At 62.1% G+C, this 14,924-nt stretch carries 11 protein-coding genes; 8 read left to right on the plus strand and 3 right to left on the minus strand.

Annotated features, from left to right (window positions below):
* The first annotated feature begins 225 nt into the window (after positions 1–225).
* Positions 226–3,066, plus strand: coding sequence for a TonB-dependent receptor domain-containing protein (locus tag I0K07_RS04015; protein WP_203291544.1), 2,841 nt, complete (start codon positions 226–228; stop codon positions 3,064–3,066).
* A gap of 81 nt (positions 3,067–3,147) precedes the next feature.
* On the opposite strand, the gene I0K07_RS04020 is transcribed toward I0K07_RS04015, so the two are convergent.
* The gene (locus tag I0K07_RS04020; RefSeq protein WP_203291545.1) at positions 3,148–4,404 is read right to left on the minus strand and encodes a TetR/AcrR family transcriptional regulator; all 1,257 of its coding nucleotides are present in this window, start codon (positions 4,402–4,404) and stop codon (positions 3,148–3,150) included.
* A gap of 264 nt (positions 4,405–4,668) precedes the next feature.
* Between I0K07_RS04020 and I0K07_RS04025 the strand changes: the two genes are divergently transcribed.
* Genes I0K07_RS04025 through I0K07_RS04050 form a run of 6 tightly spaced genes read left to right on the plus strand, consistent with a single transcriptional unit; the run spans position 4,669 to position 9,365 of the window.
* The gene (locus I0K07_RS04025; RefSeq protein ID WP_203291546.1) at positions 4,669–5,718 is read left to right on the plus strand and encodes a phosphotransferase family protein; all 1,050 of its coding nucleotides are present in this window, start codon (positions 4,669–4,671) and stop codon (positions 5,716–5,718) included.
* Between the two features lie 41 nt (positions 5,719–5,759).
* Complete coding sequence (locus I0K07_RS04030; protein WP_203291547.1) at positions 5,760–6,521, plus strand: SDR family NAD(P)-dependent oxidoreductase; 762 nt, start codon at positions 5,760–5,762, stop codon at positions 6,519–6,521.
* Positions 6,518–7,354 (plus strand): SDR family NAD(P)-dependent oxidoreductase, encoded by an 837-nt coding sequence (locus I0K07_RS04035; RefSeq protein ID WP_238934514.1) that lies wholly within the window; start codon positions 6,518–6,520, stop codon positions 7,352–7,354. Before I0K07_RS04030 ends, I0K07_RS04035 begins: the two co-directional genes overlap by 4 nt.
* Positions 7,351–7,638, plus strand: a complete 288-nt coding sequence (locus I0K07_RS04040; protein ID WP_203291548.1) for a DUF1330 domain-containing protein — start codon at positions 7,351–7,353, stop codon at positions 7,636–7,638. Before I0K07_RS04035 ends, I0K07_RS04040 begins: the two co-directional genes overlap by 4 nt.
* A gap of 3 nt (positions 7,639–7,641) precedes the next feature.
* Positions 7,642–8,589 carry an aldo/keto reductase family protein gene (locus tag I0K07_RS04045; protein WP_203291549.1) on the plus strand — a complete coding sequence of 316 codons (948 nt, stop codon included), beginning with the start codon at positions 7,642–7,644 and terminating at the stop codon, positions 8,587–8,589.
* Positions 8,586–9,365 (plus strand): acyl-CoA thioesterase domain-containing protein, encoded by a 780-nt coding sequence (locus I0K07_RS04050; protein ID WP_203291550.1) that lies wholly within the window; start codon positions 8,586–8,588, stop codon positions 9,363–9,365. The genes I0K07_RS04045 and I0K07_RS04050 overlap by 4 nt, the downstream gene beginning before the upstream one ends.
* 73 nt (positions 9,366–9,438) lie before the next feature.
* Here I0K07_RS04050 and I0K07_RS04055 read toward each other — a convergent pair whose 3' ends face one another.
* Positions 9,439–10,590, minus strand: coding sequence for a DUF3089 domain-containing protein (locus I0K07_RS04055; RefSeq protein ID WP_203291551.1), 1,152 nt, complete (start codon positions 10,588–10,590; stop codon positions 9,439–9,441).
* Positions 10,591–10,665: 75 nt separating this feature from the next.
* Positions 10,666–12,453, minus strand: coding sequence for a class I adenylate-forming enzyme family protein (locus I0K07_RS04060; protein WP_203291552.1), 1,788 nt, complete (start codon positions 12,451–12,453; stop codon positions 10,666–10,668).
* A 243-nt stretch (positions 12,454–12,696) separates the two neighbouring features.
* Here I0K07_RS04060 and I0K07_RS04065 point away from each other — a divergent pair, with 243 nt between their 5' ends.
* Positions 12,697–14,736 (plus strand): 3-hydroxyacyl-CoA dehydrogenase NAD-binding domain-containing protein, encoded by a 2,040-nt coding sequence (locus I0K07_RS04065; RefSeq protein WP_203291553.1) that lies wholly within the window; start codon positions 12,697–12,699, stop codon positions 14,734–14,736.
* Positions 14,737–14,924 lie beyond the last annotated feature (188 nt).

The following is a 14,924-nucleotide window of genomic DNA, read 5'->3' on the forward strand; positions in this document are numbered from 1 at the left end:
GGACGTCTGATTATCCAATTATACCAAGAAAACCTCGTTTTGCTTTCTTGACTTGCCCAAAACTCATTGCTCTAATCGAATGTGCGGTATGCCAAAAAAACAAGCAACCGCTCAGTCTGGGAGGAGATTATGACTGTTAAGGGTCTAATGCGTGCGTCCAGCGCGCTGACTGCCCTTGCGTTGACAGCGGGGCTTGGTGCCACCGCTCTCGCGCAAGACGACGATGTGATCATCGTTACAGGTTCCGTGATTCAGGGTACGCCCGAGGATGCAGCGCTTCCGGTCGACGTTCTGTCGTCCGAAGAACTGGCCCGCCTGGGTAACCCGTCACCGGTTGAACTGATCAAGGCTCTGCCGGTTTCCAGCGGGGTCATCGGGGACACGAACCAGTTCGACAGCCGGTCGCAGGCCACTGAAGGCATGGCGTCGGTCAACCTGCGGGGTCTGAGCCCGCAGCGCACCCTCGTGCTTCTGAACAATCGCCGCCTCGTGGCAGCCGGTACGGGTACGCCCTTCGTGGACGTGAACCTGTTGCCGCATGCCGCCATCGGCCGCATTGAAATCCTGAAGGATGGCGCTGCCGCCATTTACGGCTCCGACGCGGTTGGCGGTGTCGTGAACTTCATCACCCGCACGGGCCAGGAAGGCCTGCGTTTCGGTGGTGACTACACCTTCATTTCCGACAGCGACGGCGACTACACGCTGCAGGCCAGCTATGGCCAGAGCGGCGACAATTGGGACTTCCTGCTGGCTGCAGGCTATCAGCACCGGTCTGAACTCCAGGCTCGTGATCGCGATTTTGCGGTCCGGGACTTCGAGTACAACCCGGAAGGTGGCTGGACCGGTGGCGGTAACCCCGCAACCTTCCTGCCGCTGGGCTTCATCCCGGGTGTCGGCGTGGCGCCGATCGGCGGTCTCGTTCCGGATCCGGATTGTGCCGTGCTCGGGGGTTATGTGACGGCCCAGAACCGCTGCCGGACGCAATATACCGGCTTCGACAACCTGGTTGAGGAAGAAGACCGCTACCAGCTCTATGCCCAGTTCAATGTCGATCTGACCGACAATGTCTCCTGGGATCTGAGCGTGCTCTACGGCAATGACGAGATTCCGGAATACCGGACCTCGCCGATGTACCTGCTGACCCAGCCGCCGTCGGCGTCTGTTGGTGGGTCGCCGAGCGGCTTCATCGTTCCGGCCAACAATCCGGGCTTCATCCAGATGGTCACGGAAAACCCGGGTTATGTCCCGGCGTCGACCCTGGCTGTCCTGTTCCCGACCCTGCTGTTCCGGCCCCTGCTGGCCGGCGGTAACCCGTCCTTTGCCGATAACGGCCTGGGCTCTGCAACGGGTTTCCGTGAGAATGACAGCTTCCGGGTTTCCACCGGGATCAGCGCGGACATCAGCGACACGACCAATCTGAGCGTCGCGATGACCTACCACAAGTTCGAACGCTACTTCACCGGCTATGACAGCTTTGGTGACCGGGTCCAGCTGGGTCTGCTCGGCTATGGTGGTCCGAACTGTACGCCGTTTGCCGGGGCTCCCGGTGTCGGCGACTGTATGTGGTACAACCCGTTCGGCAACCAGGCTCCGGTCAATCCGGTGACGGGTGTTGCGCGTCCGGGTGACGAACCGAACCAGAACTCGGCCGCATTGATCGACTGGTTCTTCGTGCAGTCCAGCACACTCCTGGAAACCGAGCTCTTCGTGTTCGATGCCACGCTCAGTGGTGAAACGGGTTGGGAAATGTCCGGCGGTCCCGTCATGTACGGTATCGGCGCGCAATACCGCCAGAACTCGTTCGAGGCGACCTATGGCGACAATAACAATATTGCCGTCAATCCGTGCCGCGACACGCCGGTCTATGGCAATACGACCTGTAATCCGGCCAATGGCGCACTCGCCTTCCTCGGTTCCAATGCGGACGCAACCGCTGACAATGATGTCTACGCCCTGTTCGCCGAGCTTCAACTCCCGGTCACGGATGATCTCAATGTCCAGCTCGCGGCTCGCTATGAGGACTATGGTGGCGGCACCGGCTCGACCTTCGACCCGAAGGTCACGGCCCGCTGGCAGATCAATGACACCTTCGCCCTGCGTGGCTCGGTGGGAACCACCTTCCGCGGCCCGCCGGCCCAACAGCTGGCTGCCCGGAATGTGACCTCGCTGCAGGTCATCGCCTCGAGCTTCCGCCCGGTCGATGTCTACGGCAATCCGAACCTGGCTCCGGAAACCGCGACCAATTACTCGGTCGGTTTCCTGGTCGATAACGGCCCGTTCACGGCCAGCGTCGACTACTTCCGCTATGAGATCGAAGACACCATCACGGTGGAACCGCTCTCCGGCATGGTTTCGACCCTGTTTGCGGATCCGGCCAATTGTACGGACCCGACCTTTGACGGTCTGCGTGAGCGCTTCCTGTTCAATGATGGTGCCGGTGTTCCCGGTGCCGGGACCTGTGCCGCGTCGAACATTTCGCGTGTTCGTACCGGTTGGGTGAATGGTGGCAGCCTCACCAGCTCGGGTATCGATGTCATCCTGAACTACGACTTCGGCGATGTGGCCGGCGGTCAGCTCAATGGTGGTATCACCGCGACTTACATGATCGGCAATGAGCTCGGTCCGGAAGTCGTGGAAGGCATCCAGGTCCAGGACGGTTTTGATGGCGTCGGCTATCTCAACTTCCAGACCACCGCCTATCCGGTGCCGCAGTGGAAGACCCGTGCCTTCCTTGAGTACACGATTGGTGCTTTCGATGCCCGCATGACGGTGAACTACATCGACAGCTATCGTGACCAGCGCGCCGATCTGGGCACTGGCCCGTTCGCTCCGAACCCCTACATTGTGGGCAATCCTGTCCTGACGCAGGGTGCGACGATCGACAGCCAGACCACGCTGGACTTCAACCTGATCTATAACTTCGGTGACGCCACGACCTTCTCGGTCACGGCCCTGAATGTGACGGATGAAGACCCGGCCTTGGCCCGTCTCGACTACAACTACGACCCGTTCACGGGCAATCCGCTTGGCCGGATGATCCGCGTCGGTTTCTCCAGCGAGTTCTAGTCGGACACGCACACAAACAAGCGAAGGCCCCGGTCAAATGACCGGGGCCTTTTGCTGTGTGGCGTCCAAATCCGGAAAGGATCAGTCGGCGCAGATCGATTTGGGGTCGGCGAACAGGCCGTAGGCCAGGGTCGAGCCATAAAGCGCGAGCGCTTTTTCCGGCGCGATGCGCTGGGCCCAGCTGCGCAAATCATAGGCCGAGTTGAGTGAGCCCATGATCAGTTGCGAGGCCACCAGCGGATCGATCGGACGGATCGAGCCTTCGGAGATCCCGTCAATCAGCATGCCGGCAAAGCGGCGGGCCATGCGGTTGGAGCTGTCGATTACATCATCGCGCAGCTCGGTCGGCAGGGCTTGCAGGGCCGTGGTCCGCAAGAGCGGGAATTCCGAATAGAGCTGGGCATTCAGCAGGGTCGCCATGGAGGACGAGACCTGCTGCCAGTGATCGCCATCCGCCTGTGCCGCGGCCCGCTGGACCAGGGAAATCCGGCCATAGGAGCGGCGGAAGCATTCCAGGACGAGATCGTCCTTGGCTTCCAGATGGTGATAGAAACTGCCCTTGGTGACATTCAGTTCCGATGCGATTTGTTCCACCGAAGCGCCGCGATAGCCGCGCTCATTGATCAGGAAGGTGGCGGCGCGAGCGAAATTGCCCGGCATGCCCTCAATCCCGACTTTCAGCGAGCCCTCATCAATCTGCAGCAGGCGCGGTGCCCAGGCGGAATCCGCCTTGGCAAACCCGTGCTCGAAAATCTCGATCATGCGCTGGCAGACGCGGTCGTAATCTCCGGTGGAATACTGGGAAATCCAGGCCGGCAGCCAGAACATGTTCTGCACCAGAACATGGGCGCGGATCGTGCCCAGAACGCGTTCGGTTTCGGTGCGCGGCTTGTCAAAGAAGGTCCGCAGTTTCCGGAACACTTCGACATAGCGCTGGGTGAGGTCGGTATTATAGGGCTCGTTCAGCGCGCGAATATCGGAGATGAAGGCGATGGGCCGGTCATCCTCTTTGGCAATCGAAGCCTGCAGGTCGAAGGTCAGCTTGATATAGCGCGCAATCCGTTCGCGCGGATCCTTGCCCTGGCTAGCCTCTTCCACCAGCGCTTCGATGCGCTGCAGCGAACGTTCCATCACCGCGGCGGCCAGCAATTCCTTGCGCTTGAAGTAGTAGGTAATGCTGGTCGTGTTCAGGTCGACGAGCTGCGCAACATCCACAAAAGTCATGCCGCGTACGCCATGCCGGTTGATCAGCACGGCGGCGGCGTCGAGGATCATCTCGCGCTTTTGCTGGAAGCGTCGCGTCTTCGCGTTGTCCGCGGTTTTAAGATTAGCATTCATATCATTCGCTTAGCAGAGTTCGCCTTGACCGTCACGTAAACTGCGAACTGTTCTAGCCTCTTCCTTCGTCTTTGCATCATAGCAGAAACGGTATGGAAATCTGCGACATATTGTTTTGCGCTGCGAAAGCCTTTCTTGCCATATCTTTCAAGGAAGAAGGACGCATGTGCAGCATACCGGTTCTCCGCATTTACCGAGGAAAGGGTATGCTGTAGCCTCTCGCGCAAACAGATCGCTTTTGCGACCAAGAGGGAGGACAGCTTCATGGCGTCTCAAACCGATGCGCTGCCGGGCGCGGAAGAAATCGACCTGGGCCGGCTGGAAGCCTGGCTGAAGACGCAGGTCGACGGATTCTCCGGCCCGGTCTCGCTGCACAAATTCCCCGGCGGCCAGTCCAATCCGACCTATCGGCTGGAATCCGGGGGCGGGAATTACGTCCTGCGCCGCAAGCCCTTCGGGCCGCTCCTGCCGTCCGCCCACGCCGTGGATCGCGAATTCAAGCTGATTTCCGCCCTGCACCCGACGGGTTTCCCGGTCGCCCGGCCCTATGCGCTGTGTGACGATGACAGCGTCATCGGCTCCATGTTCTACGTGATGGAAATGGTCCAGGGGCGCTCGCTGGCCAATGGGCTTCTGCCCGATGAGACGCCGCAGGCGCGGACCGAGATGTACCGCAATCTCGTTTCCACCCTGGCCCAGCTTCACAATATCGACCATGAAGCGATCGGCCTGGGTGATTATGGCCGCCCCGGCAATTTCTTCGCCCGTCAGGTCGGGCGCTGGACCAAGCAGTATCGCGCTTCGGAAACCGAGACGGTGCCGGAAGTCGAAAAGCTGATCGACTATTTGCCGGGAACCGTGCCGGAGCAGGAACGTGTCTCCATCATCCATGGCGATTACCGCATCGACAATGCGATGTACGCCCCGGACGGCACGGATATCCGCGCCGTGCTGGACTGGGAATTGTCGACCCTGGGCGATCCGCTGGCCGATTTCACCTATCTGGCCATGCAATGGTTCCTGCCGTCCGGGCAGGGCGCCGGTCTGGCCGGGGTGGATCATGCCGCCACCGGTATTCCCAGCATCGAGGAGATGGTGGGGCTCTATTGCGAGCTGACCGGGCGCGACGGCGTGCCCCAGCTGGAATGGTATTTCTCCTACAATCTCTTCCGCCTTGTCGGCATCTGCCAGGGCATCAAGAAGCGCATCATTGATGGCAATGCCTCCAGCGATCAGGCCGAGGCCGCTGCGGCCCGCGTGGTGCCGCTGGCGCAGGCCGCCTGGGATTTCGCCCGTCAGGCGGGCGCCAAGTAATTCACGGATAACAAACGATAAAATCGATAGGGGAGAGCTCCATGTCCTTGTTCAGCCTTGAAGGCCGTACCGCCATCATTACCGGGTCCTCGCGCGGGATCGGCCGCGCCATTGCCGAACAATTCGCGGCGCATGGCGGCAATGTCGTCATCTCCAGCCGCAAGGGGCCGGTCTGCGAAGAGGTCGCCGACGCGATCAATGCCAAGGGTCAGGGCAAGGCCGTGCCGATCCCGGCCAGCATTTCGGAGAAGGAGGCGCTGGAAGCCCTTGTCGCCAAAACGCGCGAGACTTTCGGCAAGATCGATATCTGCGTCTGCAATGCGGCCTCCAACCCGTATTACGGGCCGATTGGCGGCATTTCCGACGAACAATTCCGCAAGATCCTCGACAACAACATCCTGTCCAATCACTGGCTGATGCAGATGTGCCTGCCCGACATGATCGAGCAGAAGAAGGGTGCGCTGATCGTGGTGTCCTCCATCGGCGGCCTGCGCGGCTCGCCGACGATCGGCGCCTATAATGTGTCCAAGGCCGCCGACTTCCAGCTGGCGCGCAATTACGCGGTGGAATACGGCCAGCACAATGTCCGCACAAATTGCATCGCGCCGGGCCTGATCCGCACCGATTTTGCCAAGGCCCTGTGGGACAATCCGGAAGCGGAAAAAGCGTTCAATTCCGGTCACCCGATGCGCCGGATCGGTCTGCCGGAAGAGCTGGCCGGAGCGGCCGTTTTCCTGGCCTCCGATGCGGGCTCCTACGTCAATGGCCAGATGATCGTCGTTGATGGCGGCACCACGATATGAGTGCCGCGACAATGAGCCTTGAAGGCAAGGTTGCGCTGATCACAGGTGCGGCTTCGGGCATTGGCCGCGCCGCCAGCCTGATGTTCGCCAAGGCCGGCGCGAAGATCGTCGCCTGCGATCTCGCCGAGGGCGTGAAAGAGACCGTATCCGCCATCACGGATGCCGGTGGCGAAGCCGTGGCCGTGCAGATGGATGCGGGTTCGGAAGCGGATGTCATCGCCGCCGTGAAGACGGCCGTCGAGACCCATGGCGGGCTGGATGTCCTGTTTGCCAATGCCGGTATCACCGGCGGCCTGCGGGGCTTTTTCGAAGGCACGCCGGAAGTGTGGGCGGAGACCTTGCGGGTCAATCTGATTGGCCCCTTCCTGGCGATCAAGCACGGCGCGCCGGAGATCATCAAACGGGGCGGCGGGTCGATCATCTGCACGGCTTCGGTGGCAGGACTGCGGTTCGGCGCCGGCCCGGCCCAGTACTCCGCCTCCAAGGCGGGTGTAATCAATCTGGTCCAGACGGCGTGCCAGAGCCTCGCCGGAACCGGCGTGCGCGTGAATGCGGTCTGCCCGGGTTTGACCGAAACCGGCATGACCAAGCCGGCCTATGACATGGCCCGGGCCGCCGGCAAGGAACACAAGATCGGCCAGCTCAACCCGATGCGCCGGGGCGGGCAGCCGGAGGAGATTGCCGCGATGGCGCTTTTCCTCGCCTCCGACGCCGCATCCTATGTGAATGGGCAGGCTATTAGCGTCGATGGCGGCCTGTCTTCCTCCCATCCGGTGGCACCGGGAACGGTGCGGGAAGTCGAGATGGGCCTGAAAGGGGTGATGGAGCCATGAGCGTTTACGTGATTGCGATGCTGAACTTCACCGATGAGGCCCGCTATCGGACCTATCAGGCGGCCGCGACGAAGCTTTTCATGGAGCGCGGCATTCAGGTTCTGGCCGCTGATGAAGCCCCGGTTCTGCTGGAAGGCGAAGGTGAGCTGGACAAGGTCGTTGTCATGAAATTCGCCGATGAAGCCGCAGCCCGCGACTTCCTGGAGGGGCCGGACTACCAGGCCATCTCCGCGGACCGCCGGGCCGGCGCAAAAACCCAATCCGTCATGATCAGGGGGTTCTGACCCATGCAGTACAGACAACTCGGCGACAGCGATCTGAAAGTGTCGGAGATCGCACTGGGCACATGGCTCACCTTCGGCGTCGGCATTGAGCGCGACCAGGCCATTGCCAGTATCGACAAGGCGTTTGATCTCGGGATCAATTTCATCGACACGGCCAATGTCTATGGTGTCGGTGCCGCGGAAAGCCTGCTGGGCGAGGCCCTCAAGGACCGCCAGCGTGACAACTATATCCTGGGCACCAAGGTCTTCTTCCCGATGGAGGGCGGCGAGCACGGACTGTCCAAGGCCCAGATCGAGAAACAGCTCGATGCGTCGCTCAAACGCCTGGGTACGGACTATATCGATCTCTACCAGTGCCATCGCTACGACAAGAATACGCCGCTGGAGGAAACCATGGAGGCGCTCAGCGCCGCCGTGACATCGGGCAAGGTGCGCTATCTCGGTTTTTCCGAATGGTCGCCCGCGAACATCCAGGCCTCGCTCGACCTGCCGGGCGTGGAAAAATTCGTCTCCAGCCAGCCGCAATACTCGCTGCTCTGGCGCCGGCCGGAAGAGAAAGTCATTCCCCTGTGTGCGGCCAACGGGATTTCCCAAGTGGTCTGGTCGCCGCTGGCCCAGGGTGTCCTGTCCGGCAAATACGTGCCGGGTCAGCCCCTGCCGGGTGACAGCCGCGCCGCCCAGGACACGATGAACCGGCAGATGGGTCATTGGCTGCGTCCGGAAGTGATCGAAGCCGTTCACGCCATGAAACCCCTGGCCGAGGCGGCCGGCGTGACCCTGGCCCAGTTCTGTCTGGCCTGGGTGCTGCGGGAGCCGAATGTCGCCGCCGCCATTGTCGGCGTCAGCCGTCCGGAACAATTGGAACAGAATGCTGCCGCATCGGGTCTCGTGATCGATCCGGCCCTGTTCGCAAAGGCCGAAGCCCTGGCCGAGGAGATACCTGCAGCGTGACCTTTCCCGAGATCCTCAATTCCACGACCGCCCGGGAAGGCGGCGGTTTCACCGCCCATGTTCCCAAATCCTGGCTGCAGGGCCGCACGGCCTTTGGCGGGCTTTCGGCGGCGCTCTGTCTGGAAGCGGCGATGCGGTCGGAGCCGGACTTGCCGCCCCTGCGCTCTGCCCAGATCGCCTTCATCGGCCCGGTGGTGGGTGATGTCGAAGTGGAGACCCGGCTTCTGCGCCGCGGGCGCACGGCCGCCTTCATCGAGGCGACCCTGTATTGCGATGGCAAACCGTCCACGCGTGGCCTTTTTGTCTTCATGATCCGGATCGACAGCGAGATTGATCTGGACCAGACGATGAAGGCGGATCCGATCCCGGTCGAAGAGGCGGTTCCGGTGGCCAAGCATCCGGACCCGAATTTCTTCGTCAATAATTTCGACCTGCGCCACTCCGTGCCCAAGTCCGACGAGCGCAAGCCGGAGATCCAGCGCTGGTGCTGCCTGCGCGAGCGTGAGGGTCTGCACCCGGCGGTCGAGCTGATGGCGATCGGTGATGCCCTGCCGCCGGCAGCGATGATGCTGGCCAAGGAGTTTGGTCCGATTTCCACGGTGAACTGGATGGTCAATTTCCTCACCGATCAGCCGGCCACCAAGGATGGCTGGTGGCTGACCCGGGCTGAGGCCGATTATGCGCGAAATGGCACGTCCAGCCAGGCCATGCAGGTCTGGAATGCGGACGGGCAATTGGTGATGTCCGGCTTCCAGAGCGTCGCGATCTTCGTCTGATCCGCCGAGCTATGTGCCAAAGAAAACGGGCGGTCCCGAGGGGCCGCCCGTTCTGTTTGCGCTGTGCTGCGGATCAGTGCGCGCCGTGAAGTTCGGCCTGGGCGCCGACAAATTCGATGAGATCGCCCTGCACGATGCCGAAATCGATCAGGTGCAGGCCCCAGTCGGCGAGGATATTGCCGTCCGGCGTCATCACATCGCCGACGATCGTGTCGGTGCGCGGATCGGACGGATCGCCATGGACGCTCAGCGCCAGGTATTGGCCGTGCTCATTGTCCAGGCACTCGCCGGACAGCAGGCCGGGCACTTTCACGAAGGGCGTCTCGATCTCCGGACCGCCCTCGATCCATTCGCCCATCACGCCGGACGAGGTGAAGGCGCTGCGCGTGTTGAGATAGGCGTTGAATTCCACATTGCCGTGCGCGCCGGACAGATCGGCCGGATTGGTGCACATGACGCGCGTGGTGTCGTCGCCGGTATTGGCAAAGCGCGAGCCTTCCGGCGGCGGATTGGTCTCACGGAAGCTGACATAGGCGATCACGCAGCCCGTATCTTCCGGACCCGTACAGGGCGCGACGGACTGGAAGGCGCCGCCGGTCTCTGCACCGACCGGCTGGGTTACGTTGAAGCCGATCAGCAGGGCGGACAGCATCTGGTCCTGGATCGGCTGGCCGTCGATCTCGCGGGCCACCAGCTGGGTCAGCATGCGCGTGCCCTGGGAGTGACCGATCAGCACGAAGGGCCGGCCGTCATTGTCATTTTCCATGTAGTGGCGGAAGGAAGCGGCGACATCGAGATAGCCCATTGCGCCATTCGCGCCGGTATCCGTATTGCCTGCCATCATCGCGCGCAGGGCGGTCAGCGTGACCTGGCGATACATCGGGGCGAAGGGGCGGCAGACCGAATTGAAGCGCGCGAATTGCGCCTCGATCACCCGGTGCTCCTCGTCATTGGCGACCAGGTCACTGTTCGGCGTCTCGTCATTCGACACGGTCGGATAGACGTAGAAACAGTCGATCGCCGGATCCTCGGCGATGACATGCGGCTCCACCGTCGTACTGCCATCGGCCTCGATGATGGTGGCGTCGATATTGACGGCACAGGCATCCTCGCGGCCCGGGCGGCACAGCCAGTGGCTGGGCTCGTCATAATCCGGCGGTGTATATCCCCCCGGCTGGGCTAGGCTGGTCATTCCCGCCGTCAACAGGCTTGCAAGCAAACTCATTGCATTCACTCCCCTTGAATGAAGACGGCCCGGTTTTCCGGGTCCGTCTCTGCTTTATCGATGTCGGTGATCCGCTCAGGCGACCCCGGCCGCCTGTCGCGCCTCGATCTCGGCTTCGAACATGGGTTTGAGATCGCTCTTCATGATCTTGCCATTGGCATTGCGCGGCAGGGTTTCCTCGGAGAACAGGATCCGGACCGGAACCTTGAATCCGGCCAGGTGCTGGCGCACCCAGTCCTGCAGCTCGGCCTCGCTGGCGCTTTGGCCCGGCGCGAGGTGGACGACAGCGGCCGGCTCTTCGCCCAGCGTGCGGTGCGGGATGCCGATCAGGGCGGCATCGGTCACGGCCGGGTGGTCATAGAGGACATTCTCCACCTCGGTGGAATAAATGTTCTCGCCGCCGCGAATGATGATGTCCTTGGCCCGGTCGACGATGAAGCAGAAGCCTTCTTCGTCCAGCTTGGCCAGGTCGCCGGTCTTGATCCAGCCATCCACGAAAGTCTCCGCCGTGGCTTCCGGATTGTTCCAATAGCCGGCCACGATCTGCGGGCCGCGGGCCCACAGCTCGCCAACCTCACCGACCGGCATCTCCCGCGTGCCATCCGGGCTCATGATCTTGAGATCGGAGACCGGAACGGCCGGGCCGCAACTGTCGGGCCGGTTGAGATAGTCCTCGGAGGAATGGCTGGTCACGGTGGCGGAGGTTTCCGTCATGCCCCAGCCATTGCCGGGCAGGGCGCCGAAAACGGATTTGATCTTGCGGACCAGGTCGGGGGCCGAGGGGGCGCCGCCATAGGCGATCGCCTCCAGCGAGGACAGATCATATTTCGTGCGGTCCGGGTGTTCGATCAGCTGCCAGGCGATCGTCGGCACGCCGCCGGTCGTGTTGACCTTTTCCTTCTCGATGATCTGGAAGGCTTTCACCGGATCCCATTTATGCATGAAGACCATGGTGTTGCCGGCAAAGATCGTTCCCATCAGGCCTGCATTGCAGGCCGTCACATGGAAGAGCGGGATGACCGTCAGCGAGACTTTCGGTGTCGGCTCCGGCGGCATTTCCCCGCGGCGCAGGCAGGACCGGGCGGCGGCATAGCCGGAGGACAGGATATTGGTCAGGATATTGCGGTGCGTGCCCAGTGCGCCCTTGGGATTTCCCGTGGTGCCGGACGTGTAGAAAATCGTCGCCGGATCGTCCGGGGCGATCTCCGCCTCGGGCAGGTCCTGCTGTTTCAGGCCGGCATAATCCTTCGGGCCGCCGATCACGTCTTCCAGCCGCCGGGCCGGGGCTGCGAGCGGGGCGTCCGAGCGCGAGACCAGAACATGTTCCATGTCCGGCAGTTCGGCGAGGCTGGGCAAGATCCGCTCCCAGCGTTCGGCATCGCAGATCAGCGCCTTGGCGCCGGAATTCTTCAGCCCGTAGGCCAGCTCTGCGCCCGTCCACCAGGCATTCAGCGGGACGATGATCGCGCCCAGGCTGGTGACGGCGAAAAACACGACCGGCCATTCCGGCAGATTGCGCATGATCAGGGCGACGCGATCGCCCTTGGTCACACCGAGTTCCTGCAGCTCGTGCGCCAGGGCGGCGACGGCCTTGAACCAGGCGTCATAGGTGACGCGCTCATCCTCATAGATGGTGAAAAGCCGCTCGCCATGGGTGGCGCCGTGGCGGGCCAGCTCGGGCAGGGCGGGCAGTGCATTCTTCCAGGTGCGCGTGGGAATGCCGCGGATTTCCACGGTCTCCATCTCGAAGCGCATCTCCGGTGCGCACAAAGCCCCCTGGATCTGGTCCAGCGAGGCTTTGGGCCAACCTTCGGGCAATTGGTATGCTGACGCCGTGTCCGGCGTCTCATTCGTGTTTTCCATCCCCGGCAATCCTGTTTTCGGTTTGCTATTATCTTTGTATAGCGAACAATAAGGTGAGAGCGGAAATCCCACAAGGGAATAAGGCCAACGCCTGTGAATGTCGGCGCTTGCTTTGTGTATCGAATACAGGGTATGCGTCTTCGCAGATTGGCCCCGGCGCGCAGCCATGCTTGATGTCGGGCCAGGCAGCCACTGAGATCAGGCGCAAAGCCGCCGAAAAGAATGAATGAGGGAGAGACAGGCATGTCCGTGATCACCACCCGCAAGGACGGTGACGTCCTGGTCGTTACGTCCAATAATCCGCCGGTGAATGCGCTGGGTCAGGCCGTGCGGGCCGGGCTCGCTGATGCCATCAAGGAAGCGGCCGCCGATGACGCCATCAAGGCGGTGGTCATCAACTGCGAGGGTCGCACCTTCTTCGCCGGCGCCGACATCACCGAGTTCGGCAAGCCGCCGCTCGGTCCCTCCCTGCCGGAGGTCGTCGATCAGATCGAGGCCAGTGCCAAACCGGTCGTCGCGGCCATTCACGGCACGGCGCTGGGTGGTGGTCTCGAGGTTGCCCTGTCCTGCCATTACCGGATCGCCGTGGCCTCGGCCAAGCTGGGCCTGCCGGAAGTGAAGCTGGGCATCCTGCCAGGTGCCGGTGGCACGCAGCGTCTGCCGCGCGTGGTCGGCGTCGCCGATGCCCTGCCGATGATCGTCACCGGCAATCCGATCTCTGCGGCCAAGGCCGAGAGCATTGGCCTGGTCGACAAACTGGTGGCCGAGGATGACCTCGCCGGTTCCGGTATTGCTTTCGCCCGTTCCGTGGCTGGCAAGTCCGATCACCCGGTGTCCTCCACCCGTACCGACAAGATCAAGGATATCCCGTCGGATGCCCCCTTCTTCGACGAATTCCGCAAGGCCCAGATGCGCCGCATGAAGGGTTTCGAGGCCCCGGAGGCCTGCATCGAGGCGGTGAAGGCTGCCATCGACCTGCCCTATGCCGAGGGCGTCAAGAAAGAGCGCGAATTGTTCGGCAAGCTGGTCTCGGGCACCCAGTCCAAGGCGCTGCGCCATGTCTTCTTCGCCGAACGCGCGGCGGCCAAGATCGATGATATCCCGAAAGACACGCCGCTCATCCCGATCAAGAAGGTCGGCATTCTCGGTGCCGGCACGATGGGTGGCGGTATTGCCATGAATTTCCTCACCGCCGGATATGCGGTGACCATTGTCGAGCGCCAGCAGGAAGCCCTGGATCGTGGTGTCTCCATCATCCGCAAGAATTACGAGCGCTCCGCCGCCAAGGGCCGCTTCACCGAAGCCCAGGTCAAGGCGGCCATGGATCTGCTCACGCCGACGCTGGACTATAATGACCTGGCCGATTGCGACCTCGTCATCGAGGCCGTGTTCGAGAATATGGATGTGAAGAAAGAGGTCTTCCGCACGCTGGACGGTATCGTCAAACAGGGCGCAATCCTGGCTTCCAACACCTCCTATCTCAATGTCGATGAGATGGCGGCCGAGACCAAGCGTCCAGGCTCCGTCCTGGGTCTGCACTTCTTCTCGCCGGCCAATGTCATGCGCCTGCTGGAGATCGTCCGCGCCGAGAAGACCGAGCCCTCCGTGCTCAAGACGGCGATGGATTTGTCCAAGAAGATCGGCAAGGTCGCGGTCGTGTCCGGTGTCTGCTTCGGCTTCATCGGTAATCGCATGCTCTCGCCGCGCCAGCGCGCCGCCCAGGCCATCATCCTGCAGGGCGCCAAGCCGTGGGATGTCGACAAGGCTCTGACCGATTTCGGCATGCCCATGGGCCCGTTCCAGATGTCCGACCTCGCAGGTCTGGACCTGGGTTGGGACAAGGCCAATTCCAAGGGTGAGACCATTCGCGATGTGCTCTGCGAACGTGACCGCCGCGGCCAGAAGACCGGCAAGGGCTATTACGACTACGACGAGAACCGCCGCTCCATCCCGTCCAAGGAAGTGGAAGAGATCATCAATGCGTTCGCGGCCAAGTCCGGCCTGGAACAGCGCGTCTTCTCCCAGGAGGAAATCCGCGAGCAGCTCCTCTTCCCGATGATCAATGAGGGCGCGAAAATCCTCGAAGAGGGCATGGCCCAGCGCGCCTCCGACATCGATACGGTCTGGATCAATGGCTATGGCTGGCCGGCCTTCACGGGTGGTCCCATGTTCTGGGCCGACACGATCGGTCTGGACAAGGTCGTCGCCGGCCTGAAAGCCCAGGGCGCCGAGGTCTGCAAACTCCTGGAAGACAAGGCCGCCAAGGGCGAGACCTTCAACTAGACGATGGCATTTTTCCTCCTCGCCCTTGATGGGCGAGGAGGGGTGCCCAAACTCCCACCTCCATTTTTCCCGGAAGCGCGAAGCGCTGTCCGGGACCTGCGGTAAACTCATCGCTTGGGATGTCTTGCGGTCGGTCCCGGAACTACGCCCGGCTCAAGGCCGGGCTGCGTCCGGGAAAAATCCGCTTC

The sequence above is a fragment of the Maricaulis parjimensis genome, from assembly GCF_016817355.1.
Classification (GTDB): Bacteria; Pseudomonadota; Alphaproteobacteria; order Caulobacterales; family Maricaulaceae; genus Maricaulis; species Maricaulis parjimensis.